We start from the raw sequence: 25,891 nt of genomic DNA on the forward strand, positions 1-25,891 counted from the left end.
ATGGCACCTGTTCCCTCGCGCGGCACCAGCGCCCAGATCGACCGCTACGTCCACGATCGCCTGCCTGCGCCCGCGCAGTGGCCCGAGATGCGCTATGACCGGCCCGAACTGCAGTTGCCCGACCAGCTGAACCTGGTCGAAGAGCTGCTGGACAAGGCGGCCGACAAGTCTTGGGCCGACCGCCCGATGCTGCGCTCGCCAAGCCGCACGCTGACCTACCGCGAGGCGCGCGCCGAGGTCGACCGCATCGCCCAGGTGCTGGTCGAGGACTTGCACCTGGTGCCTGGCAACCGCGTGCTGCTGCGCGGCGGCAACTCGGTGGCGCTGGCGCTGGCCTGGCTGGCCGTGGTCAAGGCCGGCCTGATCGCGGTGGCCACCATGCCGCTGCTGCGCGCCAAGGAGCTGGGCGACATCATCGAAAAATCGCGCCCGGTGGCCGCGCTGTGTGAGGCCCGGCTGCTGGACGACCTCCGCGCCGCGCAGGCCCAGCACCCGGTGCTGGCCAGCGTGCTGGTGTTCCACGCGCCGGGCGAAGCCGACGGCCTGGAGGCCCGCGCCGCCCGCAAGAGCGGCAGCTTCGCGGCCTGCCCCACAGCCGCCGACGACATCGCGCTGCTGGCCTTCACCTCGGGCACGACCGGCAAGCCCAAGGCGCCGGTCACCAGCCACCGCGAGGTGATGGCGATGTGCAACTGCTGGCCTCGCCACGTGCTGAAGGCCGTGCCCGAAGACATCGTCATGGGCTCGCCGCCACTGGCGTTCACCTTCGGCCTGGGCGGCATGCTGGTGTTCCCGATGTGGGCGGGGGCCAGCGTCTACTTTCCCGACATCCCCTACACGCCGGAAGCCATGGTGCGGCTGATCAACGAGGTGGGCGCCACCATCGTCTACACCGCGCCGACCTTCTACCGCCAGATGGCGCCGTTCGCCAAGGCGCTGGGCGTGCCGAGCCTGCGCATCACCGTGAGCGCCGGCGAGGCCCTGCCGGACGCCACGCGCCAACTGTGGAAGGACGCCACCGGCATCGAGATGCTGGACGGCATCGGCGGCACCGAGGTCTTCCATATCTACATCTCGTCGCCGCCCGAGCACGTGCGGCGTGGCGCCGTCGGCCAGGTGGTGCCCGGCTTCACGGCCAAGATCGTCGACGACGAGGGCCACGAGCTGCCGCGCGGCGAGGTCGGCAAGCTGGCGCTGATTGGCCCGGTCGGCTGCCGCTACCTGGACGACGCACGCCAGACGCAGTACGTGCAGCACGGCTGGAACCTGCCCGGCGACGCCTTCGTGCAGGACGCGGACGGCTACTTCTTCTACCAGTCGCGGGCCGACGACATGATCATCACGGCCGGCTACAACGTCGGCGGCCCCGAGGTTGAAGATGCGCTGCTGCAGCACCCGGCGGTGGCCGAGTGCGGCGTGATCGGCTTGCCCGACGAGGCGCGCGGCATGGTGGTCAAGGCCTTCTGCGTGCTGCGGCCCGGCCACGTAGGTGACGCGGCCATGACGCGTGCATTGCAGGACCATGTCAAATCCACCATCGCGCCGTACAAGTACCCGCGCGAGATCGAATTCGTCCCCTCGCTGCCGCGCACCGAGACTGGCAAGCTACAGCGCTTCAAACTACGGCACTCCACACCATGAAATTCCTGCAACCTCCCGGCTGGGCGCCCGCCAAGGGTTATGCCAATGGCGTCGCGGCGCGCGGTACGCTGGTCTGCGTGGGCGGCCAGATCGGCTGGAACGCGCAGCAGCAGTTCGAGACCGACGACTTCATCGCCCAGACCGCACAGGCGCTGGCCAACGTCGTGGCCGTGCTGCGGGAGGCCGGCGCCGGCCCCGAGCACATGGTGCGCATGACCTGGTACGTGGTCGATCGCGTGGAATACAACAGCCGGCTGCGCGAGCTGGGCGCCGTCTACCGCGAAGCGATGGGCCGTAACTTCCCGGCCATGACCTGTGTGGAAGTCAGCGGCCTGATGGAGGCGCGGGCCAAGGTCGAGATCGAGGTCACGGCGGTTGTGCCGGACTGAGGCGACAACACCCGCGCGCGTCAGGCGCAGGTGACAAAAACGTCGCGTCTGTCCGCCTACCAGGCCACGGCGTGCGCCTGCTGGCGCTGGTCGGCCACCGCCTCCAGCCCGCCCAGCGGGTTGGCACGCACGGCTTCTACAGAGCCGAAAGGCAAGGCCTCTTCCGTGTTCTCGTGCACCTGCAGGCCGTGCGCGCGCAGCGCCGGGGCCACGGTATCGTCCACGCCTCGTTCGAGCAGCACGCTGCCGTCGGCGCCCAGCGCCCAGCGCGGCCGGCCAGCCAGCTCGCCCAGCGTGTCGGTGGTCTCCAGCGCACCGCTGGCGAACTGCAGGCCGGTGGTGGTCTGGTGCATGCCGCCCGGCGTGATGGCAGCCAGTTCGACGCGGTTGCCGTTCAGCACCAGCCAGGGGTTCAGCGCATGGGCCGGCCGGGCGCCCGGGCGCACGCTGTTGGCCAGCCCCGGCAGCGGCGCGAAATCGGCCATGCGGTTGTTCAGCAGCACGCCGGTGCCCGGGTCGACGCAGCCGCTGCCCAGCGGTTGCGACAGGCTTTGCAGCAACGCGACGGCGTTGCCTTCCACGTCCATGGCCACGAAGCCGGTGGCATCGTGCGGGCCGCAGACCCCCAGGCTGGCCGACCACGGTGCGGCGGCAGCGCGGATGTGCCGCTCCCCCAGATCGAAATCGGCCGGCATCAGCCGCTTGCGCACCGGGTCGGCGAGGCGGCCCTGGTAACGCTGCAGCACGGCCAGGCCGCGCATCACGTCCGCATCGACCCCTTCGCCGGCGGCGGCCGTGCGCGTGGCACCGCGCAGGTTCAGCTGGCGCAGCATCAGCACGCCGGCCGCGTTGGGCGGCATCACGTGCACGTCGCGCCCTGCGTAGTGGGTGTGCCAGCTGTGCCACCAGTCGGCCTGGGCCCGGGCCAGGTCGTCCTGCCCCAGCCAGCCGCCATGCTCGGCGCAGAAGGCCGCCAGGCTGCGCGCGACCCAGCCGCCGTAAAACCCTTCTTCGCCTTTGCGGGCCACGTCTTGCAGCACCTCGGCCAGGCGCGGCTGGCGCATGGGCTGGCCGGCGGCAAGCCACTGGCCGTCGCGGCAGAAACGATCGGCAAAGCCGGGCTGTGCACGCTGTGTCTCGTCGGCATCGGCCAGGCTGCGGGCCAGCACCTCGGGCGTGCCGATGCCGCCCTCAGCGGCGGCGGCGGCCGGCGCCAGCAGCTGGCTCCAGTGCAGCCGGCCGAAGCGCTCGTGCGCCCGCGCCCACAGCCGCACCAGCGTGGGCGTGACAGCCGCGCGCACGCCATGGCGGGGCAGCGCGCCGTCCTGCGCGAGTGCGTCGGCGTCCGTGGCGGCCGGCGCGCGCCCGCTGCCGTTCAGCGCGTGCACGGTGTGCGTGGCGGCATCGAACACCAACAACATGCCGCAGCCACCCAGGCCGCAAGCGTGCGGCAAGGCCACTGTCAACATTGCCGACGCCGCCACCATGGCATCGACGAGGGAGCCACCTTGCTCGATCACGCGCTGCGCCGTCTGTGTGGCCAGGTGATGGCCGCTGGCAAGCGCAGTTAAGCGTCCATATTGACTTTTTGGGCGACCGAAAGAGTTCATGGCATGTTGGACGCTGGCGGGGCGCCGAGGTTCACGGCCAGAAATGTCGAATGCAGGTCACACAGCAACCGGCGTGCCAAGACACAACGCGCGCGCTCGTAAACTCGTCGGCGTGCGCACTATTTCCATCGATCTCCGTCGCCCAGCGCGCGTGCTGGCGGCGACGCTCGCGCTGCTGTGCCTGGCAGGTTGCGCCGACCTGGCCTACTACATGCAGTCGGCGCGGGGCCACCTGCAATTGATGCATGACGCCCGGCCGGTCGACGACTGGCTGGCCGACCCCCAGGCCACGCCGGCGCTCAAGCGCAAGCTGGCACTGGCGCGCCGCATGCGCGCCTTTGCCGTCACCGAACTGAAGCTGCCCGACAACGCCAGCTACCGCCGCTACGTCGATCTGCAGCGCCGCGCCGTGGTATGGAACGCGGTGGCCGCGCCGCCGTACTCGCTGACGCTGAAGACCTGGTGCTTTCCGTTCACCGGCTGCATCGGGTACCGCGGCTATTTCGATGAAGCCCAGGCGCGCGCGCTGGCCGATCAACTGCGGGCCGAGGGGCTGGAATCCAGCGTCTACGGCGTGCCCGCCTATTCCACGCTGGGCTGGATGAACTGGCTGGGCGGCGACCCGCTGCTGAGCACCTTCATCCACTATCCCGAGGGGGAACTGGCGCGCATGCTGTTCCACGAGCTGGCCCACCAGGTGCTCTACGTGCAGGACGACACCACCTTCAACGAATCGTTCGCCACCGCCGTCGAGCGGCTGGGCGGTGCGCAGTGGCTGGCCAGCCAATCCAGCGAGGCGGCGCGCAGCGAATACGCACTGTTCGATGCCCGGCGCCGCGAATTCCGCGCGCTGATGCTGGTCACGCGCCAGCAATTGGAGGTGGTGTATGCCGACACCGGCAAGGGCGGCGACGTGGCCGAACGCAAGGCGCAGGTGATGGCGCGCTTTCGCGCCGAGTACGAGCAGATGAAGCAGCAGCGCTGGCAGGGCTTTGACGGCTACGACGCGCTGGTGGCGCGCGCCAACAACGCGGTGTTCGGCGTGCAGGCAGCTTACGACGCCATGGTGCCGGCATTCGAGGCATTGTTCGAGCGTGAAGGGCGTGACTGGTCGCGCTTTCTGCATGCAGCGCAGCGGCTGGCTGAGCTGCCGCAGGCCGAGCGCAAGGCTACGATGGAGCAACTCGCGCCCCGTGCGCACACCACCCAAGGAGCACACAGTGGCTGATATACACGTCGAACGCACCCACACGCTGGGCCTGGCCCCGGCGCGCCAGATGGCGCAGCGCTGGGCTGAACGGGCCGAAGAGAAATTGGGCGTGACCTGCACGTACGAAGAGCCTGCCGACGGCGGCCTGGTACTGTTCGAGCGACCGGGCATCGAAGGGCGCATGCGGGTCGATGCCACCAGTGTCGTGGTGGACGTGGAACTGGGCTTTCTGTTCAGCGCGTTCCAGGGGCGCATCGAGGGTGACATTGTCGAGAAGCTCGATACGCTGATTGCGCGGGCGTCGGCAGCGGGTGCCACGCCCTGAGCCTCAGGCCTTGATCCGCTGGGTGGTGAACTCGGCTTCGTAGTCCTTGGCCAGCGCCGTCTTCTGCGTCTCTGTCAGCACCTTGCCCGCGATCTGGAAGAACTTCTGCTCTTCCTCGTCCAGATGGTGGTGCACCTTGTCGCGCAGCGCGCGGGCTGCGGTCAGCCAGCCGGGCGAAGACATGTCCATCTCCTGCAGCTCTTCCACCATCTCGTCCATCTCATGGTGTTCGGCGATGCCGTGGCGCGAGGTGTCGACCGCGCCGTCATGTTCGAGCAACGGCACGTAGAAGCAGCGCTCTTCCGCCGTCTCGTGTGCGGCCAGTTCCTTGGTCAGGTCGGAGAACAGCTGGCGGCGCTCGGCGCTGGCACCGCTGGTCTGGATCAAAGCGTCAGACAGCGCGCGCTGCGTGACGTGGCTGGTGCGGAGAGCTTCGAAAATGTTCATGCCGCCATGGTGCGCCTGCACGCGGGCGATTGCATGCCGCGATCACCGGGCTGGTGTGTAGGACGCGGCCCCCGGACGTTGCGCGGCTTTGGCCCGGGTGCCGGCGTCAGTCCACCATCACTCTGCCAGCTCAGCCTCGGCCAGCGCAATGTCCAGGCATTCGGTGGCGTCGGCCGGTGGCGTGGCCACCGCCTGCTCGTACAGGCGCGTCGCCTCCGCGAGGCGGCTGGGGCCCTCCAGCATCAGCAACGCGTGCGCGTACTCGATCATCGCGATCGGCGAGCCAGGGTGCAGGCGCAGCGCCTCTTCGAACATGCGCAGGCCCACATCCTTCTTGGCGCCATAGGTCATGCCGCCGATCAACAGGCCCACCTTGTCGATCACCTCCGCGTGGAAGGTGCCCAGCGCGATGTGCGCATCGGCATGGCGAGGCGACAGTTCGATCACCCGCTCCAGTGATTCGCGCACCTTGGTGCCCAGGCCCTGGGCCAGTGCCTTGGCCACGCTGATGCCCTGGCCGTAGCGGCCCAGCGCATAGGCACGCCAGTACCAGGCGTTGGCGTTGCCGGGCTCCTCGCGGATCTGCCGTTCCGCACGCTCGGCCACATCCAGAAACAGCTCGAGCCGAGCCTTCTCCCGCGATTCAAGGTAGTTGGCGTAGATGGCGCAGGCCTTGTTGGCCGCAGTGATGCCGGCACCACCCGCTTCCAGGCCGGCCTTGACGGCCTCGCGGAAGTCGCCGTTGTGGAACAGCACCCAGGCGTTGAGCACGGCCGGGTCCGTTGGCATCGGCTCGGCGTCGCCCGCATGCAGTTGGGCCCACTCCTTCTGCACACGCGCGGCGTCGAAGTTGAATGTGCCAATCTGCGGGAACGTGGTCCAGGAATTGGCCATGTCTTGTCTCCTGATGAGCGTCTGGTTCAGTCTAGTTTCTTTGCGTGTCATCTGCATCCCGGTAGGCAGCAACCAGTGTCAGCAAATGCGAACGCGAGCTGTCGGCCAGGTAGGGTGCCAGCAGGTTGAGCACATGGTGGGCGCCGCGCAGCACGGCCTGCTGGCCAGCCTCGGGTTCCAGCGCGTGGCGCGGGTCACGCACATATTCGTAACTGAGCCAGTAGGTCAGCAGCACCACCATGCCGGTGGCGGTGGTCTCGGCCTCTGGCTCGGCGATGCACAGCACGCCCGCATCGGCCATGCCGGCCAGCAGCCCACGCACCGCGCGGTTCTTGTCGGCCAGGATGGTTTTGAAATGCGTCTCCAGCCGCAGGTTGTTGCTGAGCAGGTCGTTCAGGTCGCGGTAGAAGAATCGGTATTGCCAGATCAGCTCGAACACCGAGTGCAGGAAGAACCAGGCATCCTCGACATCGCGCACGTCGGGGCCGGCCTCCAGCAGCGTGTCCATGGCCAGCCGGTAGCGCTCGAACAGCGCGTTGACCAGCTCTTCCTTGGCGGGGTAGTGGTAGTACAGGTTGCCCGGGCTGATGCCCAGTTCGGCAGAGATCTGCGCGGTGGTGACATTGGGGGCGCCAAAGCGATTGAACAGCGCAAGCGTCGTCTCCAGGATCCGTTCGGCCGTCCTGCGCGGCGCCTTCTTCGCCATGCGTGCCTCTCTGGCTGGGCTGGGAGCCTGGCAAGTGCCGACCCCGTTTGTTGCAGCATGCACCACGCCCATCGGCGCAGGCGCTAGGTCTTTCCCGGTGTTGGTGCGTCCAGCGCTACCAGCGCGGGCACCACGCGGCGCACGCGCTCTTCCTCAAAATAACCGCCGTGTTCCACATAGCGCAGCAACACGCTCGCACAGCTGCGGCAGCGCCACACGCCGCAGCGGTTCGCGGGGAACCAGGCCGGCGCGATCGGCGCATCGGCCGACCAGTAGCGCGTGCCGGCCGGGTGGTATTCGTCCAGCGTCAACTCGGGCTGGTCCGTCATGACCGGAGGTGCCAGCGTGCCTACCTGCTCCAGAAGCGCCCGGTCCAGCGAAGAGGGCATGGCCTCCCATCCGGTGAACGGCAAGGTCTTGCAAGAGTCGCACAGCGGCGCCCGGGTTAACTGCGCCAGCGCAGCCAGGCCCGCCGCGTCCATGGGCGTGCACGCTGTCATGGGGTGGGGCGCAGGCTAGTCCGCCTTCTTCGCCGGGCGGGCGCGGGTGCTGCGCCGCGCGGTCGCGGGCGTGGCGGCGGGGCCTGTCTTGGCGGCGGGCCGGCGCGTGGGGGTGGGGCGTTTGGCCCTGGCCTCCAGCAGGTCGACGCTGCGGGTCAACGCATCGACCTGCGCGCGCAGGGCAGCCACTTCATCGGCCGAGGGCATCCCCAGGTTGTGCAAGGCTTTGGCGACGCGCGTCTCGAAGATGCCTTCGAGCTTGTCCCACTGGCCGGCCGCGCGCGAACCCAGTTCGCCGGCCATGCTGCTCACCTTGGTGGCCGCCTCGGTGAACTTTTCTTCGGCCGTGCTCTGGGCCTTGCGCTGCATGCCCACGCCTTCCTTGACCAGCGTGTCGAAGGCCTTGCTGCCTTCTTCCTGCGCCTTGGCGAAGGCGCCCAGGCCGGCCTGCCAGATCTGCTGGGCCGAAGCGCGCACGTTCTCACCGAGCTGCTGGGCGTTGACATCGTCACCGAAGGGGTTGAAGGGGTTGGGCTTTTTGGCCATGGCAGTTCCACAAAAGTGATGCGCGCACTTTAAGCCCACAGGCCGTGCGCGGCACGCTTAACCGATCGGCGCAAGTGCTGCTACCAGTTGTTACAAACGTCAAGGTGATAATCCCGGGTTCGTTTTGCGAGGAATGTTCATGATCTTGGTTACGGGCGGCGCCGGCTTCATTGGCACGAACTTCGTGCTGGCTTGGGTGGCCGACACGGGCGAATCCGTGGTCAATCTCGACAAACTGACCTACGCGGGCAACCTGGAAAGCTTGGCTACTCTGCAGGGCGACCCGCGCCACATCTTCGTGCAGGGCGACATCGGCGACACAGCGCTGGTGGCCCGCCTGCTGGCCCAGCACAAGGTGCGCGCGGTCGTCAATTTCGCCGCCGAATCGCATGTGGACCGCTCCATCCACGGCCCCGCGGCCTTCGTCGAAACCAACGTGGTCGGCACCTTCGGCCTGCTGGAAGCTGCGCGCCAATACTGGGGCGCGCTGCCGGCCGACGAGAAGGCCGCCTTCCGCTTTCTGCATGTGTCGACCGATGAGGTCTACGGCTCGCTCGCCCCCAGCGACCCGGCCTTCACCGAAGAGCACAAGTACGAGCCCAACAGCCCGTATTCAGCGAGCAAGGCCGCCAGCGACTATTTGGTGCGCGCCTACCACCACACCTACGGCCTGCCGGTGCTGACGACCAACTGCAGCAACAACTACGGCCCGTTCCATTTCCCCGAGAAGCTCATCCCGCTGATGATCGTCAATGCCCTGGCCGGCAAGGATCTGCCCGTGTACGGCGACGGCCAGCAAGTGCGTGACTGGCTGTACGTGGGCGACCACTGCAGCGCCATCCGCCGCGTGCTGGAGGCGGGGCGTCTGGGCGAGACCTACAACGTGGGCGGCTGGAACGAAAAGCCCAACCTGGAGATCGTGCGCACCGTCTGCGCGCTGCTCGACGAGAAGCGCCCACGCGCCGACGGTCAGTCGTACGCCACGCAGATCGCCTACGTGACCGACCGCCCCGGCCACGACCGCCGCTACGCCATCGACGCCCGCAAGATCGAACGCGAGCTGGGCTGGAGGCCGGCCGAGACCTTCGACTCCGGCATCCGCAAGACGGTGGATTGGTATCTGGCGCACCCTGAGTGGGTGGCGCGCGTGCAGAGCGGTGCGTACCGCGACTGGGTTGCGACCAACTACAGCGAGCGCGTGGCAGCATGAAGGTGTTGTTGTTCGGCAAGGGCGGCCAGGTGGGCTGGGAGCTGCAGCGCAGCCTGGCGCCGCTGGGCGAACTGGTGGCGCTGGATTTCGACAGTGCAGATTTCCACGCCGACTTCAGCCGCCCCGAGCAGCTGGCCGAGACCGTGCGCCAGCTGCGGCCCGACGTCATCGTCAATGCGGCAGCGCACACGGCAGTCGACAAGGCCGAGAGCGAGCCCGACTTCGCCCGCACGCTGAACGCCACGGCGCCCGGCGTGGTGGCGCAGGCTGCGCACGAGGTTGGTGCGCTGATGGTCCACTATTCCACCGATTACGTGTTCGACGGCAGCGGCAGCCGGCCCTGGCAAGAAGGCGACGCCACCGGCCCGCTGAGCGTGTACGGCCGCACCAAGCTCGAAGGCGAGCAACTGGTGGCCGCGCACTGCGCGCGCCACCTGATCTTTCGCACTAGCTGGGTGTATGCGGCCCGCGGCGGCAACTTCGCCAAGACCATGCTGCGCCTGGCCAAGGAGCGCGACCGGCTGACCGTCATCGACGACCAGTTTGGCGCGCCGACCGGCGCCGAGTTGCTGGCCGATGTCACGGCCCACGCCATTCGCGAGACCTTGCGAGACACCGCCAAAGCCGGGCTCTACCACCTGGTTGCCGGTGGCGAAACCACATGGCACGGCTACGCGCGCTTCGTGGTCGAGCAGGCGCGGCTGAGCGGTGTGGCGTTGAAGGTGACGCCGGACGCCATTGATGCGGTGCCGACGAGCGACTTTCCGACGCCCGCCGTGCGGCCGCACAACTCGCGTCTGGACACCAGCAAGCTGCAGTCGACGTTTGGCGTTGTGCTGCCGCATTGGCAGGCTGGCGTGGGGCGGATGCTCCGTGAGATTCTTTGATTCAATCAGTGCATCAACTCATCAAAGGCCTGTGATGCGCACCACTCTAGATGTCGCGGACGACGTACTGGCAGCAGTGAGGGAGCGCGCCCGCCTTGAGAACACCACCGCGGGCGCTGTGCTGTCGCAACTAGCGCGAGAAGCCTTGGCCGGACAAGGTGGCCCGACCTCACGGTCTGTCGCCGGCTTCCGCACCATCCCCAAGCGCGGGCATGTCGTCAACAACGACCACGTCAACGCTATTCGGGATCTAGAGGGAATTTGATGCGCGCTGTTGGACGTGAGCGTATTGCTCGCTCTTTTCAACTCGGAACACATCCACCACGCGATGGCTTCAGAGTGGCTCGCTGGGCAGGGCGCGCATGGCTGGGCCAGCTGTCCTTTGACGCAGAACGGGTGCATTCGCATCTTGTCGCTGCCCAGGTACATCAACCAAACTTCGGCGACCTCGGTCGTGCAGACTTTGTCGGATGCCACGACAGCCCCGGGCCACGAGGTTTGGCCCGATTCGTACAGCGTGCTGGCAGACGACGCAGTCAACTGGGACAAGCTGCTCACAAGCCGCCATCTGACGGACATCTACCTGCTGGGCCTGGCTGCACGCAACAACGGGCGCCTGGTGACGCTGGACCAATCCATCCCCCTGGCCGCTGTGCCGCAAGCCGGCCCTGCGCACCTTACCGTGCTCGCCGCACCAACTTCGAAGACTAAATGACGCAACGCAAAGGCATCATCTTGGCCGGTGGATCGGGCACGCGCCTGCACCCGGCCACGCTGGCCATCAGCAAGCAACTGCTGCCGGTCTACGACAAACCCATGATCTATTACCCGCTCAGCACACTGATGCTGGCGGGCATCCGCGAGATCCTGATCATCAGCACGCCGCAGGACACGCCGCGGTTTCAGCAACTGCTGGGCGATGGGAGCCAGTGGGGGTTGAATTTGCAGTACGCGGTGCAGGCGAGCCCGGATGGGTTGGCACAGGCGTTTTTGATCGGGGAAGAGTTTCTGGCGGGGGCGCCGAGTGCGTTGGTGTTGGGGGACAACATTTTTTATGGGCATGACCTAGCGCAGATGCTCCAGAGTGCCGGTTCTCAGGTCAGCGGCTCCACCGTGTTCGGCTACCACGTTCACGATCCAGAGCGCTATGGAGTGGTGGCCTTTGACGCTAACGGGCATGCGTCAAGCATCGAGGAAAAGCCCGCCGCGCCCAGAAGCAACTACGCCGTGACGGGGCTGTATTTCTACGATTCTCAGGTTGTGGATATTGCCAAGTCCATCAAGCCGAGTGCTCGGGGCGAACTCGAAATTACCGCGGTGAATCAGATCTACTTGGACCGGGGCCAACTTAATGTCAAGATCATGCAGCGTGGTTATGCATGGCTCGATACGGGTACGCATGAAAGTCTGCTTGAGGCCAGCCAGTTCATCGCGACCCTTGAGCACAGACAGGGGCTCAAGATCGCCTGTCCCGAAGAGATTGCTTGGCGTGCCGGCTTCATCGATGATGAGCAGCTAGCGCAACTGGCGGAGTCGTTGAGAAAGAGTGGCTATGGTCGCTATCTCTCCCAACTTCTTAAGAGCGACGCGCCTTGACTGTAAGGCAGAACCTCTGTTCTTTCGTTCAGACGAAGGCAATTAGGCACTGCAACGTCATTTGATCAGACGTTCAGTCTATCCAATTTTCTTAGGCTCGCGAGTCAACGCATGAATCCCCATGCCTTAAGGTCGGCATCGATCCTGGTGCTTTTCCAAACGATTTTCTCTTATCGCCGCCTTTTGTTGAGCCTGGCCCAACGTGAGGTGGCAGGTCGCTACCGTGGATCGGTCCTGGGTTTGATGTGGGCTTTCTTCAACCCGGTTCTGCTGTTGGCTGTTTATACCTTCGTTTTCAGCGTGGTATTCAAAACTCGCTGGGCGGGCGGAACTGGCTCGAAGACCGAGTTCGCATTGGTGTTGTTTGCAGGTCTTATTTTGTTTAATCTTTTTGCGGAATGTATCAACAGAGCGCCCGGCCTGATCGTCGGTAATCCTAACTATGTAAAAAAAGTTGTTTTCCCCCTGGAGCTACTGCCAGTGGTTTCACTGTTGTCGGGGATTTTTCATGCGACAGTGAGTGCTTTGGTCTGGCTCTTATTCTACTTCGTTTTTTTTGGCATCCCGCCCGTAACCATTTTTCTCATGCCCCTGGTAGTAGTTCCACTTGTCTTTTATATACTGGGCCTTTCGTGGTTTTTGTCAGCGTTGGGAGTGTATGTTCGTGACGTTGTGCAGATGGTCGGTCTATTGACGACCGTTTTGATGTTTATGTCGCCCATTTTCTATACGATCGGTACATTGCCGCCGGAGTACCAAGTATTCATGCACGTGAACCCGCTTACGTTCGTCGTGGAGCAGGCGCGGGATCTCATGATATTTGACCGACCAATGCGGTGGGCAGGGCTCGGGGTGCAGGTATTGGCTTCCGGGATTGTGGCTTGCCTCGGCTATGCATGGTTTCAGCGGACTCGTAAGGGGTTTTCCGATGTCCTCTGATGTCGCGATCGCAGTCCGGAATGTTTCCAAGGTCTATCATATTTATGAGCGTCCTCTCGATCGCCTCAAGCAGATGCTCTGGCACAACCACGGCAAGCTCCATGATGAATTCTGGGCGCTGAAGAACATCGACTTCGAGGTAAAAAGAGGAGAGACGGTCGGTATCGTGGGGCGTAACGGTTCTGGTAAATCGACGCTGCTGCAAATTATTTGTGGAACGCTGACCCCTTCCACAGGCGTTGTAGAGCGGGTTGGCCGGTTGTCCGCGTTGCTCGAGCTTGGGTCGGGTTTCAACCCAGAATTTTCAGGTCGGGAAAATGTCTTTCTGAACGGCGAAATTATCGGCATGGATCGCCGTGAAATGGAGAATCGGTTCGACGACATCGCCGCCTTCGCCGACATCGGTGAGTTCATCGACTCTCCGGTCAAACACTATTCCAGCGGGATGTTTGCACGACTGGCATTTTCAGTGGCCATCCATGTGAATCCTGAGATCTTGATCGTTGATGAGATACTTGCAGTCGGGGATTTTTCGTTCCAGCGCAAGTGTCTGAAAAAGTTCTATGAGATCCGAGAAAGTGGTTGTTCGATCATCTTTGTCTCTCACGACCAGTACCAAGTCAAGTCGATCTGCCAGCGCGCACTTTATCTGGAGCGCGGCGTTCAGAAGATGTTTGGCGTTGCCGCCCATGTGATCGATGAGTACATGATCGACATGGAAGGCAGCGGTGCCCAAGTGCAGTTGCCTGCGGCTGCGACCGTAGCCGCGGAGCCGTCCAACAAAGCGGCGGTGGTTCCGGACTCTATTGGCCCGACCATCTCGCCCGGTGATTCCCGGTCTGCGGGCGCATCCGACGTGGAACATCTGTTCCGTATCGCCCGGGTGATGTTGGTGGGCAACGATGGAGCCGAAGTGCACGTGGCCAAGACCGGGCAGGATCTGAGCTTGCTTTTCGAATTCGTTGCCTTAGTGGACCCGCCGCCGGACCGGATCAGTTTCGTGTTCAACCTGTATCGCCACGATGATCTTTATCTTTGCGGCACGACGACCTTGATGGATGGATTTGATTGCTTCGATGGCACACGCAGCGGCAGGGTGCGGATCGAATTTCCGCGGTTTCCATTGTTGAGCGGCCGTTACAAATGGCGAGTCGCGATCAATGATCATGTGGGTTTCGTCACCTACGCGGAGGCCAAGGAGCAGTGCGCGTTCAAGGTGGTCGATGAATTCAAGGCGGTCGGAATGCTGGACCTGCCGCGACGCTGGTCATTCGAATTGACACATGGCGCTTTAGGGACAAGAACGTGGAAAGACTAGACGTGGTGGTGGCTCCAGAGTACCCCAACATTGAGGCAGCGATTCATTTCGCACGCTATGCTATCTGCAAGGATTTGGTCGCCGGCAAGCGCGTTCTCGATATGGCATGTGGCGAGGGTTACGGTACCTACCTACTCAAACAGGCGGGTGCGGAAAGTGTGGTGGGCGTCGATGTCTCTGCAGAGACAGTCGAGCGGGCTGGGCGTTGCTTCGGCGGCAACGGCGTTTCCTATCGTCAGGCCGACGCACAATGCATCTGCGAGCTGTTCGATCCAGCTGAATTTGACGTGGTGATCTCCATCGAGACGATCGAGCATTTGGAGAATCCGGAGAAGTTTCTGCAGGATCTACGCAGCCTGGTCAAGCCGGGCGGTGTGATCGTGCTGAGCTGTCCCAACGACCATTGGTACTACCCGGAGGCGGACCGCTCGAATCCTTACCATTTGCGGAAATACCGGTTTGAGGAGTTCCAGCAACTGTGTATCGCCACGTTGGGTGACAACGTCCAGTGGTCTGTGGGCACGGGCGTATTCGGCTTCGGCTCGACGCCACTGTCCGGCGCTGGGGGCTACAGGGCATTGCCGCAAGGCTGGATGTCCTATGCTGACGTGGGGGGCTCGTACCTTGTCAGTGGCGAGCCCAGCATTGCAGCAACAGCGACGCAGTGCAGCTATTTCGTTGGGGTTTGGAATGCGCCGCAGTGTCTGCCGGGCATCGCGGTCTTCCCGCTCGCCATGGACGAGTACGCCCGGATGTTGGCCGGGTGGCAAACGGCACAAGCACTCGACGAACTCGCGCAGTCCGCAGCGGAGATCCAGGCGCGGGCGGACGCAGCCGAGGTGCGAGCGGACGCAGCCGAGATGCGAGCGGACGCAGCCGAGATGCGAGCGGACGCAGCCGAGGTGCGAGCGGACGCAGCCGAGATGCGAGCGGACGCAGCCGAGATGCGAGCGGACGCAGCCGAGATGCGAGCGGACGCAGCCGAGATGCGAGCGGACGCAGCCGAGATGCGAGCGGACACAGCCGAGGCGTGGCTGGACAAAGTGAGGCAAGCGTTGGGTTCTGCCGCTGACCTCGCCGGAGCGAACTTCAACGACGTGGTGGCGATGGGGGTGGCGCTGGTGGATGCCCTGAACGTGGCGCGCCGTGAGCAACGCCATCTCGGTTTGCGGTTGAACGCTGCACAGGCGGAGAACCAGCATCTTCGGGACACGGCGTTTGCGCTCCGGGCGGAAGTCACCCGATGCGAATCGGATCTGCGTGCCCTCCATGGACTGCAGGGTGCTTCTTCGCAAAGCCCGGCGGATCTGCCAAAGGGACTGGTGGCGATCGAAGCGGGGTTGTTGAAGGAGTACCGGATCGGCTACGAACGCTATATCCGGCTGCGCCAGATCCTGCCGCAGTCGCTGCGGTCCTGGGCTAGCCGGACGGCCAGGGCTGTGCGTGACCGTGGTACGAGGTGATGGACATGCAGCAACTCGATCTCGTCGAGGGATTGGTGCAGGGGGCTTACGTCACGGACCGTTTGCACGCTCTGATGGCGAGCGATGCCTGGAAAGACGGAGGCCCGAACATCGGCCACCATGGCTTCAATCTGACCATCTCTTTTCTGTCGTTGAACCGAGCCACACTGTCGGAGAAGCTGCTACTTTCTATTCGCGATCACCTGCCGTCCTTCGCGGGGGAGGTCCTCGTCGTCGACAACGGTTCGATTGCCGCGGAACTCGAGCATCTGCGCGGGGTGTGCGCCGCCATGCCTTTTCGCACACGCATCGTCGAACTGAAGCGCAACTTCGGCGTCGCTGGCGGGCGCAACCGAACCTTGCCGCACGTCACGACAGACTGGCTGATGTGCCTGGACAACGACATTTACTTCATCGACAACCCCTTGCCGCAGTTCCAGCAGGAGCTAGCGATGCTGGGGTGCCACTTCATGAGTCTTCCGCTGCTCGATGCGGACCGCACCACGGTGTTTGCCAAGGGCGGACATTTGTACGTGTCGTACGAGGACGGCGAACTGCACATTGGCGCGGGCAGCGCGTGTACCCAGCGCCAGACCGGAGCGGAGCCGACGGGCGCGTTCCTGGGCACCTTCCTGTTCGGCGGTGCGTGCATCGTGAACCGCGCATCGTTCGAGCGCCTTGGCGGCTACGACGAGGGCATGTTCGTCGGCTTCGAGGACATCGATTTTTCCGTGCGCTTGTTCCAGAGCGGCTACAAGGTGGGCGCCTCTGGACTTTGCGCGCTAGTCCACGACCACCCCAAGCCCGATTCCGATTCCGACCGCAACTATGAGAGGGAGCGGTTCTCACGCAGGTTCTTGCACGACTCGGCCTTGCACATGGAGCGCAAGCATGGCTTCAAGGTCTGGAGCGATGCGGTAGACCACTGGCTGGAAGGTCGTCACCGCGAGCTCGAACTTGGACACGGCAGTGAAGTCGCTGCGCAGGTGCAGGCCGCTGCCCCACTGGAAACCGCTGGCGGCAAGCCGCGCATCGCGCTGGTGATCGACACCGACAACTGGGCATTTGCCAATATCGCGCGGCAGTTGCAGCGGCATCTAGCGGACCGGTTCGAGTTCGTCGTCATTCCGATGGATGTGATCGACAACGTCAATCATGTGCTGCTCCTGGCAAAGGATTGCGACATCGTCCATTTTTTCTGGCGTGAGCACTTGCGGCTCATCGGAGCCCCGTACTTCCGTTCGCACGCCGAGTCGATCAGCGTCTCCTACGAGGCCTTCGAGCGCGCATACATTGCGCCACGCTTGTTCAGCACGAGCATCTACGACCACCTGCTGCTGACCGAGCAGGAATTGCAGGAGCGCCAAGAACTGTTCTCCGGCTTTCTCGCCGGTTACACCGTGGCATCCCACAAACTCCGAGACATTTACGGCGAGATTTCCGGCTACCCGTCTCCGTCTGCGGTGGTGGAGGACGGTGTCGACTTGTCGTTGTTCCAACCAGCCGACCTCGGGCGGTTTGAGGCAGTGAAGGATCGCGGGCTGGTTGTCGGCTGGGTCGGCAACAGCCAATGGGCCGCCGAACTGGAAGATTTCAAAGGGGTCCACACGGTCCTCAAGCCCGCGATCGCGAAGCTGACGGAGGAAGGTTGGCCGATCACCACCTTCTTCGCCGATCGGCAGGAGCGCTTCATCGCGCACCACCAGATGCCAAACTACTACCGGCAGATCGACGTACTGATTTGTACGTCGAAGATCGAGGGCACGCCGAACCCCGTCCTGGAGGCCATGGCCTGTGGCGTTCCGGTCATCAGCACTGATGTCGGCATCGTGCCACAGGCCTTCGGCGAGTTGCAGCGCCAGTTCATGCTGAAGGAGCGCAGCGTGGAAATGCTGCGCGACGCCGTCAAGCGGCTTGCGGGCGACCCCTCGCTGCTGCAGGCGCTGTCCGCCGAGAATCTTCTGCGCATCCAGGCGTGGGACTGGCCATTGCAGGCTAAGAAATTCGGCGATCATTTCGCCGCACTGCTCGCCGCCCGGCATGGTTGAGCCGCCCGTAATGACCTATCCCAAGGAGGCTGGAAGTGTGGCGTGGGGTCCGGAAGCTGACCTTTTCAGCGCGCTCGCCGACTCGTTGCATCTTTGGACCGCGCGGCTGTACCAGCAGTTGCTGCACGACCAGGTCCGGCAGGTCTTCTTTCTTTCTCGCGAGGGCCAGCCGCTGCGGCGGATGTTCGACGTCTATGTCGCACACGTCGGCGGCGGAATGCGCTCGCACTATCTGGAGGTGTCACGCCGGGCTACTTTGCTGCCTTCGCTGGGTCCACTGGCGAATGAACGGTTCGACACGCTGTTCCGCCAATACAGGTCGGTCTCGCTGCAAGAGTTTTTATTGAGCCTCGGCTTGGAGGATGCACTGCCTGAATTGACGCGGGCGTTGGCGCTGAGCCCAGACGATGTTCAAGTGCGTCAGACGGACTTTCCCACCAGTGCACTATTCGCGCGGCTGCTGGGTTGCGCTGCGTTTCGCACCCTTTACGAAACGTGTCGGCTGTCGCAGCGCGATGCCTTCATCGACTACCTGCGCGAACTGGCTGGTGGTGTCATACCGTCGGCGCTGGCTGTTGTTGATGTGGGCTGGAAGGGCACGATCCAAGACCATCTGCACGCGTTGCTGTGCAAACGGCACCCCACAGTGGTCAACCGTGTGCAGGGCTACTACATCGGGCTCGTCGCGCCCGGCGCAGCCAATCCAACTAACACCAAGGCCGGGCTGTTGTTCTCCTGCGTCGGGGCCCGGTCTGAGGGGTTTCAAGTTTTTAACGAAAACAAGTCCCTGTTCGAGGTCGTCCTGGCGGCAGACCACGGCTCGGTCACGCACTACGCGCGCGACGCTACAGGCCGGGCGCGCGCCGTCCACGGCGTGTTCGGCGAGAGCGAGATGCTCCGGCGTTCGGTATTTCCTGTGCTGCGTCAGATCGAGCAGCGCTTTGCGGAGCTGCTGCGCGATGCGCCTCCAGGCGCGTACGTACCGCCTGCGCGGCCGGTCATCGACTCCCATGCGCGCATGGTTTTCTGGCCTTCACGTTTGGAGTTCGAGTGGTTCGACTCGATCTTCCATGTGGAGAACTTCGGCGTGTTCGAGCGCTCCAGTTTCGCGGGCGCGCAGACGCGCGGTGCGTGGCTGCCGCGCATGACGTTCCTACTGCGCGTGCTGCGCCGTCGCAACGTCGGTGAATTGGGCTTCTGGCCCTGGGCGACGCTGCGCCGCAAGGCAGGCCCGACGGCTGCGTTCGTCTATGCGGCAGTGCGCCGCTGGCAGGCACGTGGAGGCCGCCATGCATAACACCCGCGTGTGCTTCCTGGTCGGTTCGGTGGCCATCAGCGGGGGCACCTACGTGATCGTTCAGCACGCAGCCTATTTGCGGCAAGCCGGCTATCAGGTCACGCTGGCCGTGCAGGAGCCGTTCGACAGCGGTACGCTGGCCTGGCACGACCAACTGGCCACCCTGCAGTGCCTGCCGATCGCGCAAGCGCGCGAGCAGGCTTTCGATCTGGTCATCGCCACGTGGTGGAAGACGGCCTTCGAACTGCACGGCTTCCAGGCGGAGCGCTACGCCTACTTCGTGCAATCGATCGAATCGCGCTTTTATCCGCAGGTCGAACAGCCGCTGCGCGCGCTGGTCGACGCGACCTACCGCTTCGACCTGGAGTGCGTGACCGAGGCCACGTGGATCCAGGCCCACCTGCGTCAGCAGTTCGGGCGTGAAGCCGCCCTGGTGCGCAACGGCATCCGCAAGGACGTTTATCGGCAGGGCGGACCTTGCGCCGCACCGCGCCCAAGCCCCGGTGCCGCCCCCCGGGTGCTGGTCGAGGGGCACTTCGGCGTGCCGTTCAAAAACACGGCATTGGGCTTGCGGCTTGCCAAAGAGGCGGGGCTGAGCGATCTCTGGGTATTGACCGGTTCGCCGCTACGCTGGCTGCCCGGCGTACGCCGCCTGTTCTCGCGCGTGCCAATCGCCGCCACGCCAGCCATCTACCGATCTTGCGACGTGCTGATCAAGCTGAGCACTGTCGAAGGCATGTTCGGGCCGCCGCTGGAGATGTTTCACTGCGGCGGCACGAGCTTGGTGTTCGACGTCAGCGGGCACGACGAATACATCGTCGATGGCCGCAACTCTGCCGTCGTGGCCACGGGTGACATGGACGGCGTGGTGGCCAAGCTGCGTCAACTCGCGTCCGATGCGGATCTGCTCGCGCTGCTGAAGCAAGGCGCGGCGGAGACTGCCGCGCAATGGCCGTCTTGGCGTGCTTCGTCGAGCACCTTCCGCAGCTGGATAGACACCTGCCTCGCCCGCGCGCAGCGGCAGGATCGGCAGGCGCTGGCGGCGATGACTGAGCACGCCTATGCCGAGTACGGCCGCGCCGAGCGCGAGCGTCAGGCGCGTAATCCTGCGATGGTGAGGCGTCACAAATGGAGCGGACTGGCCGCGCGCCTGCCCGCCAGCTGCGTGGGCGCCGTGAAGCAGATTGAGGCCGTAGGCGAAGTGCTGTACGGCCCGCGGCGGGTGAATTGATGGCGTACAAGCTGCGATCAATCGACGTTTGGGACACTCTTCTGCGGCGCGACTGCCATCCCGAGAGCATCAAGCTCGCCATGGCCCACCATCTTTTCCTGCGCCACCGTCAGCAGATCGCCCCGCGCTGCCAGGACGCCTGGGCGGTGTACCAGCTTCGCCTCCAGGCGGAGCGTGCAATGGCTGAGGATGGCAGGGCCGATGGCCGGGATGACGAGTACGCACTGGCAGACGTGCTGCACGCCTGGTACCGAAGCGCCCTGGGCAAGGAGCCCGATGTCGCTCAGGTCGAGCAACTCGTGCAGCTCGAGTTCGAGATGGAAGTGCGCCGTTCCAGCCTGGATCCGCAGATCATAGAGTTCCTCAAGAGCCACGCCGCCGAGCGTACGGTCTTCCTCTCTGACTTCTACATGCGCGGGGATATGCTGCAGGGACTGCTTGCCCGCAAAGGGCTTTCGGCCCTCGTCTCGTCCGGCATCGTGTCCTGCGACGTGGGCTTCAACAAGCGCTCAGGGCGGTTGTTCGAGCACCTGCACCGCTTGTATGGTGTCAGTCCGTCGGAGCACATCCACATCGGGGACAACCCATGGTCGGACGTGGAGGCCGCCCGTAAGCTTGGCATTCAGGCCGTGCACTACGCACCCCAGACCCTGCACAGCGAACGCATGGCGCGCGAGCAGCTGTTCAACCCCCGGGGCGCACTGTTCGCCGACGTGCGCGAGCAGGTCACGCGGGCGTGCCACGCGGCTGCATCAGGCTTGTCCGCCCAAGACGCTACGGCGCTGCGCGTCGGCGCGGAAGCCGCGCCGCTATTCGTCGGGCTGGCGCTGTGGGTGGCAGAGGAGTCGATCGCGCAGCAACTCGACACGCTGCATTTTTTGAGCCGCGAGGGCGAATTCATCCAACGCGTGTTCTCGGAGCTGTTCCCCCAGGGCAGCCTGCACGGGCACGCACTGGCGATCCACGGCGTACTGGAACTCAGCCGGCTTGCCACGTTTACCGCCTGCCTCCCTTCGTCGTCTATGGCAGATGTCGGCCGGATGTGGAGCCTGTTCGGTGCCCAACAGGTGCATGGCATCCTATTGACCCTGGGCCTGGCCGTCGAGCCGCTGGCGGCTGCACTTGCCGCTGCCGGGCTGACGTTGGAGGACCGGTTGGACAAGCCCGATACCGATCCAAGGCTTGCGCGCTTGTTAGGGTCGCCCGATTTCCAGGCAGCTTTGCAGAACAGCATCTCCCGCCAGCGTGCGCAGCTGAGTTCCTACCTGCGCAGCCGCAGCGTCGGTCCGGCAGGGCGCATCGGCCTAGTCGACGTGGGATGGCGAGGCACCATTCAGGACCACTTGGCCACGCTGCTGCCGGGGGTGCAGACCCATGGGCTGTATCTGGGGCTGAGGCGCTTCATCAATCCACAGTCCGCCAACGCGCACAAAGCAGCCTACGGTCCAGATGAAAACCACGAGCGCGACATTTGCCCGCTGTTCGAGTCATTCGCCGTGGTCGAGATGCTCTGCATGGCGCCGGGCGGCAGTGTTGTGGGCTTCACACCGTCCACAGACGGCTCTGTCGCGCCGTTGCGCAAGACCCTACCCGAGGAGGACGAAGTCCTTGCAGGCTTCGTCGCACGGTTCCAGAGTGGGGTGCTGTGCGCTGCATCTGTGTGGCGCGACGCCATCGAGCGCCATGCGCTGTCCGCAGCCGAACTGCGCCCTCTCGCGCTGAAGGTCTGGGGTGGCCTGCATAGCCAGCCAGACCGCAGCGTGCTGGGCGCTTTCCTGCAGGCGCCGCAGCAGGACTTCTTCGGCTTCGGCGACGTGTTCCGACGCAACCGCGTTCCCACACTGGCCACGATCGTCCTTGCGCCGATGGTGCCGGCCCGTCGCCGAGAACTGGCGGATTTTGTGCGGCGAGTGCAGTGGCCAGCTGCCATTGCTGGATTCGATCAACTCGGCTGGCTCCACCGGCAAGCATTGTTGGCCGTCTTCCGCATGGCCAACCGCTTCAGGCGGATCAGGGCGCGCGTGCGGCGCGGCCCTTGACGATCAGCGTCTACACAGCAAGGAACACACAGCCATGAACGTGGTCAGCACCGCACTACCCGAAGTTTTGATCTTGGAGCCCAGAGTATTCGGCGACGAGCGCGGCTTCTTCCTTGAAAGCTTCAATCAGAGAGAGTTCGATGCCGCCACGGGGACATCGCATTACTTTGTGCAAGACAACCACAGCCGGTCTGCGCGCGGCGTGCTGCGGGGGCTGCATTACCAAGTTCGCCAGCCTCAGGGCAAGTTGGTTCGAGTAGCCCAGGGTGTGGTGTTTGATGTGGCTGTCGATATTCGTCCCGATTCGCCGCGCTTTGGCCAATGGGTTGGTTTTGAACTGTCGCAGGACAACCAGCGCCAATTGTGGGTGCCTCCGGGCTTTGCCCATGGCTTTCTCGTCCTGAGCGAATCGGTGGATTTCCTATACAAGACGACAGATTACTACTTCCCTGAGCACGAACGATGCATAGCGTGGAACGATCCAACTCTGGCGATTGCGTGGCCTTTAGGCGAAGTCACACCGAGAGTCTCGGCAAAGGACTCACAGGGGTTGGCCTTGCAGAGCGTACGGTAGCGGTAGTCGAAGCTTATGGCCTAAATGCCTGCAGATTGCATTGGGAGAATTTTGTTTATGGTTTCGGCGAATCGCCATGCTCTAGGGATTGCGTTTCCTCCAAGGTTGAGAAATGGATTGGAACTATCCGAGCGCGGACCTGCTAATCTCTGCACCGCGCGGCGTAAAGAGGTATTTTTTGACTGCCGGGGACAAGCCCCAATCCACCGAACTTAAGCCGCCCCCTCGTCCCTTGTAGGCCACGTGCGGGTGCGGTTTGAGCCTTCGTCCCGGCCGAGGCAGAGCCCGATCCGGGACACGTCGATGCGTGTTCGCTGCAAGCATTTCGACGGCGCGGTCCAGAAACTCGACCAGACAACCCAGGCCGAGCACGAGCACGACGCGAGGCACAACGCGTGGCGCATGGGCAGAGGCAGCTTGCGCGTGCGAGGAAAGGCGTTGGGATATTGGGATGGTCGTCGTGACGCGCCGAAGCGGCGAACTCGGGCGAGTGGATGCGCTCGTTCAGTTGGGAGAACAGTGACTCAAGGGTTAACCCCGAATTTTGTTGTCATGAATCCCCTGTCAACGAAAATATTAGAAATATCCAATAAAAACAAAGACTTAACGAGAGAATTTTAACCTGGCAAGTTAAGTTCGGTGGATTGCCTCTGCAAGCCGCCTTAGCGGATTCAACAGCTGGAATGCACCGTTTGCAAAATACCCATCGAAGGTGTAAGCATAAGCTGAAACCTCCCAAAAGAGCCAAGCGAATCCGCATGCTGCGAGAAGAGCAGATAGTGCTACAGAATGTAGTCCACCCTTGAAATTACTCGTAAGGCGGCTGCGTTGCTGTTGTTCAATTTCTTCAATCATCTACGCTGCGGTTCAGGATTTCCAAGATGGCTGCTTGTGGTGATAATCGTGATCAGTTTTTAGATCGTTGATCGTTGGTAGTGCCAATAGCGACACCATTAGCATCGAGCAGAGAATCAAATAGTACAGATATCGGTAATCTGAGGAGGGGGCGATCCATAGATGTGGGGCCAAGAACGAAATTGCACTTAAGAAAACTAGAGTTGCTGGAGCGGCATCTTTTTTCAGGGCAACAAGTACGGCTAGCGCCACAAGCATTGCGAGAATGTAGAGCCACGGGAAATAAAACCACGGGAATGAAGACATCGACGCCGTCAGTGCGGTACTGATCGCCGTATGCCTACTGCTAATGCCATATTGGTTTTCGCCAATGGCTGGATCCGCAACAATGGCGGGATGCGTTTCGCCAAATCGAACCAAGGAAAGAAAGTTGAGCGTTCTATGCTGAAGGTAGAGTCTGGGATAGTCGATTATCCCTCTTGTCCATTTGTCTTGTAGTTCTGCGAGCTCATCTGGATCTGTTGTTGTGATGTTTCCGACGGAGTTGTAGTACATGAGGTTGTTTCCCCCGACGAAGTACAGCTTTCGTATTTTCTCAATGTCGGTGCCTAGTTTTTTTTGCAGGTACGAGGGGAGCAAAACTTGATCGGTCGCTGCGGATAGCGCAAGCAGGTCGTAAGTTTGTGTGTACTGAAACGGGCTCGTGCCACGAACAGGTAGGCTCCCGCTAATTATTAAGGGAACTGCGACTGTACCCGCGCATAGAAGGGATGCAAAAGACAGATGTTTGACTTTTGACGCATGTCTGTTGCCGAGTTCAACAATACTCCAGAAAAGGCAGATGAATGGTAAGACGACTATCCCATTTGGTTTGGCGCCCACGGCCAGGGTAAGTGAGATAAAAAGTGTGACGCGTTGTGACCAATTCGGTCGCGCGGCGCACCCTTTCAGTGACAGAAGAAGCGCCCAGCTGAAGAACACGGGCGCCGCGAAAAAAATGTCTTTCCATATTTGTCCTAGCGGGAAGAATGCGCCCGGCCATAGTCCGATCATAGGGAGCAGTGCTGCTCGGGTTCCGATGCTTTTTGCACTCGTGTGGGCAATCAAATACCATCCTGTCCAATAGAACAGCAGATTTTGGATGAGAATCGGCTGAGGACCATCCCAGATCTTCATTAGAATTCCCCACCACCAAGCCATCAAGACGGGATGCCAGTCGTAATAGCTTCCGGATCGCGCATCTTCATATTGGGCAAATGAATCTGGGCTCATCCATCCCGGATAGAAGGTATAGACGCTTACGGAAAAGCCGGCCAGGCAGGCGGCCGCTATCGACAGGTCGCTTCTCTTCATTTCGATTCTGAAGGGTTGTAAGCTCCCACGCAGGCTAACAGCAACGTCCTGAAGACTCTCATATTTCCCTTGAACGCACTGATCTTGGTCGGAATCTGTCCCTTGGGATAGCGGCGAGTCGTTGCCAGTTCTAAGCAGCTGAATCCGATGCGCGGGCTGCGGTGTGATAGGTAGGCCAGCAACTCATACTCCGAAAAAATGTCGCGGAATGGCTGAATGCCAGAGCTCAACAGCAGGCGCCTGCTGTATGCCCGAAACCCCTGCGTGGTGTCTGTCCAACGAAATCCAGAACTGAGCGAAAGGGCAGGCGCATGGATCAGTCGGATGGCCAAGTCGCGCAGCGCTGGTGTGTTTTCGGCTATGCCACCCACGATGAAGCGCGAAGCTTGGACGAAGTCGATGCCGTCTCGTAACGCGGCGATGAAACGCGGAATGGCCTCGGGGTCATCCTTGTCATTGCCGTCGATGGTGATGATGCCTTCGTAGCCTTGGTCGAGCGCAAAGGCATACGCGCAACGCAGCTGCGCGCTGAGCTTTCCGGGGTCGCGTTTGAGCAACAGCCCGCGCACGCCATAGGCCGTCAGGGTCGGCAGTTCCAGCGAGCCGTCAGTGCTGCCGCCGTCGACTATGACGATGTCTGCAATGTCGGCGATCCGAATCTGAGCCATGCGCGCCAGCAGGCGCTGGATGCGCTCTCCCTCGTTGATCACCGGAATGACCACGCACCAGGGGTTGAGACGGCCTGCCCACAGCAAGGTGTCGGCGGCGGGAACCTGCCAAGTCTGGCGGTCCTGAGAAGAGATGGTATTCATG

The 25,891-nt window shown here is 63.0% G+C and carries 25 protein-coding genes; 17 read left to right on the plus strand and 8 right to left on the minus strand.

Annotated features, from left to right (window positions below):
• Both AC099J_RS03790 and AC099J_RS03795 read left to right on the plus strand, forming a co-directional pair.
• Window positions 1-1,641, plus strand: a complete 1,641-nt coding sequence (locus tag AC099J_RS03790) for an AMP-binding protein (RefSeq protein ID WP_479613882.1) — start codon at window positions 1-3, stop codon at window positions 1,639-1,641.
• Window positions 1,638-2,030 (plus strand): RidA family protein, encoded by a 393-nt coding sequence (locus AC099J_RS03795; protein WP_479613883.1) that lies wholly within the window; start codon window positions 1,638-1,640, stop codon window positions 2,028-2,030. Before AC099J_RS03790 ends, AC099J_RS03795 begins: the two co-directional genes overlap by 4 nt.
• 56 nt (window positions 2,031-2,086) lie before the next feature.
• Here the strand turns inward: AC099J_RS03795 and AC099J_RS03800 are convergent, their stop codons facing one another.
• Entirely contained in the window at window positions 2,087-3,550 is a 1,464-nt protein-coding gene (locus tag AC099J_RS03800) for a gamma-glutamyltransferase family protein (RefSeq protein WP_479613884.1), read from the minus strand.
• Window positions 3,551-3,752: 202 nt separating this feature from the next.
• Here AC099J_RS03800 and AC099J_RS03805 point away from each other — a divergent pair, with 202 nt between their 5' ends.
• Window positions 3,753-4,868: an aminopeptidase gene (locus AC099J_RS03805; protein WP_479613885.1), complete on the plus strand. Its 1,116-nt coding sequence runs from the start codon at window positions 3,753-3,755 to the stop codon at window positions 4,866-4,868.
• Complete coding sequence (locus AC099J_RS03810) at window positions 4,861-5,175, plus strand: polyhydroxyalkanoic acid system family protein (protein ID WP_479613886.1); 315 nt, start codon at window positions 4,861-4,863, stop codon at window positions 5,173-5,175. Before AC099J_RS03805 ends, AC099J_RS03810 begins: the two co-directional genes overlap by 8 nt.
• Window positions 5,176-5,178: 3 nt before the next feature.
• On the opposite strand, the gene AC099J_RS03815 is transcribed toward AC099J_RS03810, so the two are convergent.
• The 5 genes from AC099J_RS03815 to AC099J_RS03835 form a co-directional block, all read right to left on the minus strand.
• Window positions 5,179-5,622 carry a hemerythrin domain-containing protein gene (locus AC099J_RS03815; RefSeq protein WP_479613887.1) on the minus strand — a complete coding sequence of 148 codons (444 nt, stop codon included), beginning with the start codon at window positions 5,620-5,622 and terminating at the stop codon, window positions 5,179-5,181.
• Window positions 5,623-5,739: 117 nt separating this feature from the next.
• The gene (locus AC099J_RS03820; RefSeq protein WP_479613888.1) at window positions 5,740-6,516 is read right to left on the minus strand and encodes a tetratricopeptide repeat protein; all 777 of its coding nucleotides are present in this window, start codon (window positions 6,514-6,516) and stop codon (window positions 5,740-5,742) included.
• Between the two features lie 31 nt (window positions 6,517-6,547).
• Window positions 6,548-7,222, minus strand: coding sequence for a TetR/AcrR family transcriptional regulator (locus tag AC099J_RS03825; RefSeq protein ID WP_479613889.1), 675 nt, complete (start codon window positions 7,220-7,222; stop codon window positions 6,548-6,550).
• Between the two features lie 83 nt (window positions 7,223-7,305).
• Window positions 7,306-7,722, minus strand: a complete 417-nt coding sequence (locus tag AC099J_RS03830) for a hypothetical protein (protein ID WP_479613890.1) — start codon at window positions 7,720-7,722, stop codon at window positions 7,306-7,308.
• 15 nt (window positions 7,723-7,737) lie between these two features.
• Window positions 7,738-8,268: a phasin family protein gene (locus AC099J_RS03835; RefSeq protein ID WP_479613891.1), complete on the minus strand. Its 531-nt coding sequence runs from the start codon at window positions 8,266-8,268 to the stop codon at window positions 7,738-7,740.
• A gap of 139 nt (window positions 8,269-8,407) precedes the next feature.
• Between AC099J_RS03835 and rfbB the strand changes: the two genes are divergently transcribed.
• From rfbB to rfbC, 13 genes are all read left to right on the plus strand, one after another.
• Window positions 8,408-9,478: a dTDP-glucose 4,6-dehydratase gene (rfbB, locus tag AC099J_RS03840; protein ID WP_479613892.1), complete on the plus strand. Its 1,071-nt coding sequence runs from the start codon at window positions 8,408-8,410 to the stop codon at window positions 9,476-9,478.
• Window positions 9,475-10,365, plus strand: a complete 891-nt coding sequence (rfbD, locus tag AC099J_RS03845) for a dTDP-4-dehydrorhamnose reductase (protein WP_479613893.1) — start codon at window positions 9,475-9,477, stop codon at window positions 10,363-10,365. The genes rfbB and rfbD overlap by 4 nt, the downstream gene beginning before the upstream one ends.
• Window positions 10,366-10,399: 34 nt before the next feature.
• Complete coding sequence (locus tag AC099J_RS03850) at window positions 10,400-10,630, plus strand: CopG family transcriptional regulator (RefSeq protein ID WP_479613894.1); 231 nt, start codon at window positions 10,400-10,402, stop codon at window positions 10,628-10,630.
• Window positions 10,631-10,645: 15 nt separating this feature from the next.
• Window positions 10,646-11,080 carry a TA system VapC family ribonuclease toxin gene (locus tag AC099J_RS03855; RefSeq protein WP_479613895.1) on the plus strand — a complete coding sequence of 145 codons (435 nt, stop codon included), beginning with the start codon at window positions 10,646-10,648 and terminating at the stop codon, window positions 11,078-11,080.
• Window positions 11,077-11,961, plus strand: coding sequence for a glucose-1-phosphate thymidylyltransferase RfbA (gene rfbA, locus AC099J_RS03860; RefSeq protein ID WP_479613896.1), 885 nt, complete (start codon window positions 11,077-11,079; stop codon window positions 11,959-11,961). Before AC099J_RS03855 ends, rfbA begins: the two co-directional genes overlap by 4 nt.
• 111 nt (window positions 11,962-12,072) lie before the next feature.
• Complete coding sequence (locus tag AC099J_RS03865) at window positions 12,073-12,900, plus strand: ABC transporter permease (RefSeq protein WP_479613897.1); 828 nt, start codon at window positions 12,073-12,075, stop codon at window positions 12,898-12,900.
• Entirely contained in the window at window positions 12,890-14,218 is a 1,329-nt protein-coding gene (locus tag AC099J_RS03870) for an ABC transporter ATP-binding protein (protein ID WP_479613898.1), read from the plus strand. Before AC099J_RS03865 ends, AC099J_RS03870 begins: the two co-directional genes overlap by 11 nt.
• Complete coding sequence (locus AC099J_RS03875) at window positions 14,206-15,681, plus strand: class I SAM-dependent methyltransferase (protein WP_479613899.1); 1,476 nt, start codon at window positions 14,206-14,208, stop codon at window positions 15,679-15,681. Before AC099J_RS03870 ends, AC099J_RS03875 begins: the two co-directional genes overlap by 13 nt.
• Before the next feature lie 5 nt (window positions 15,682-15,686).
• On the plus strand, window positions 15,687-17,729 hold the full coding sequence (locus AC099J_RS03880; protein WP_479613900.1) for a glycosyltransferase: 2,043 nt from the start codon (window positions 15,687-15,689) through the stop codon (window positions 17,727-17,729).
• A 10-nt stretch (window positions 17,730-17,739) separates the two neighbouring features.
• A complete protein-coding gene (locus tag AC099J_RS03885; RefSeq protein ID WP_479613901.1) occupies window positions 17,740-19,026 on the plus strand; it encodes a hypothetical protein in 1,287 nt (428 codons plus the stop codon).
• Window positions 19,019-20,257 (plus strand): glycosyltransferase, encoded by a 1,239-nt coding sequence (locus AC099J_RS03890; RefSeq protein WP_479613902.1) that lies wholly within the window; start codon window positions 19,019-19,021, stop codon window positions 20,255-20,257. The genes AC099J_RS03885 and AC099J_RS03890 overlap by 8 nt, the downstream gene beginning before the upstream one ends.
• Window positions 20,257-22,296: an HAD family hydrolase gene (locus AC099J_RS03895; protein ID WP_479613903.1), complete on the plus strand. Its 2,040-nt coding sequence runs from the start codon at window positions 20,257-20,259 to the stop codon at window positions 22,294-22,296. Before AC099J_RS03890 ends, AC099J_RS03895 begins: the two co-directional genes overlap by 1 nt.
• Before the next feature lie 34 nt (window positions 22,297-22,330).
• Window positions 22,331-22,870 (plus strand): dTDP-4-dehydrorhamnose 3,5-epimerase, encoded by a 540-nt coding sequence (gene rfbC / locus AC099J_RS03900; RefSeq protein WP_479613904.1) that lies wholly within the window; start codon window positions 22,331-22,333, stop codon window positions 22,868-22,870.
• Window positions 22,871-23,737: 867 nt separating this feature from the next.
• On the opposite strand, the gene AC099J_RS03905 is transcribed toward rfbC, so the two are convergent.
• Together AC099J_RS03905 and AC099J_RS03910 are read right to left on the minus strand one after the other, a co-directional pair.
• Window positions 23,738-25,078 (minus strand): hypothetical protein, encoded by a 1,341-nt coding sequence (locus tag AC099J_RS03905; protein ID WP_479613905.1) that lies wholly within the window; start codon window positions 25,076-25,078, stop codon window positions 23,738-23,740.
• Window positions 25,075-25,890: a glycosyltransferase family 2 protein gene (locus tag AC099J_RS03910; RefSeq protein ID WP_479613906.1), complete on the minus strand. Its 816-nt coding sequence runs from the start codon at window positions 25,888-25,890 to the stop codon at window positions 25,075-25,077. The genes AC099J_RS03905 and AC099J_RS03910 overlap by 4 nt, the downstream gene beginning before the upstream one ends.
• Window position 25,891: the final 1 nt, after the last annotated feature.

The sequence above is a fragment of the Rhodoferax sp. RT4P68 genome (genome assembly GCF_056521305.1).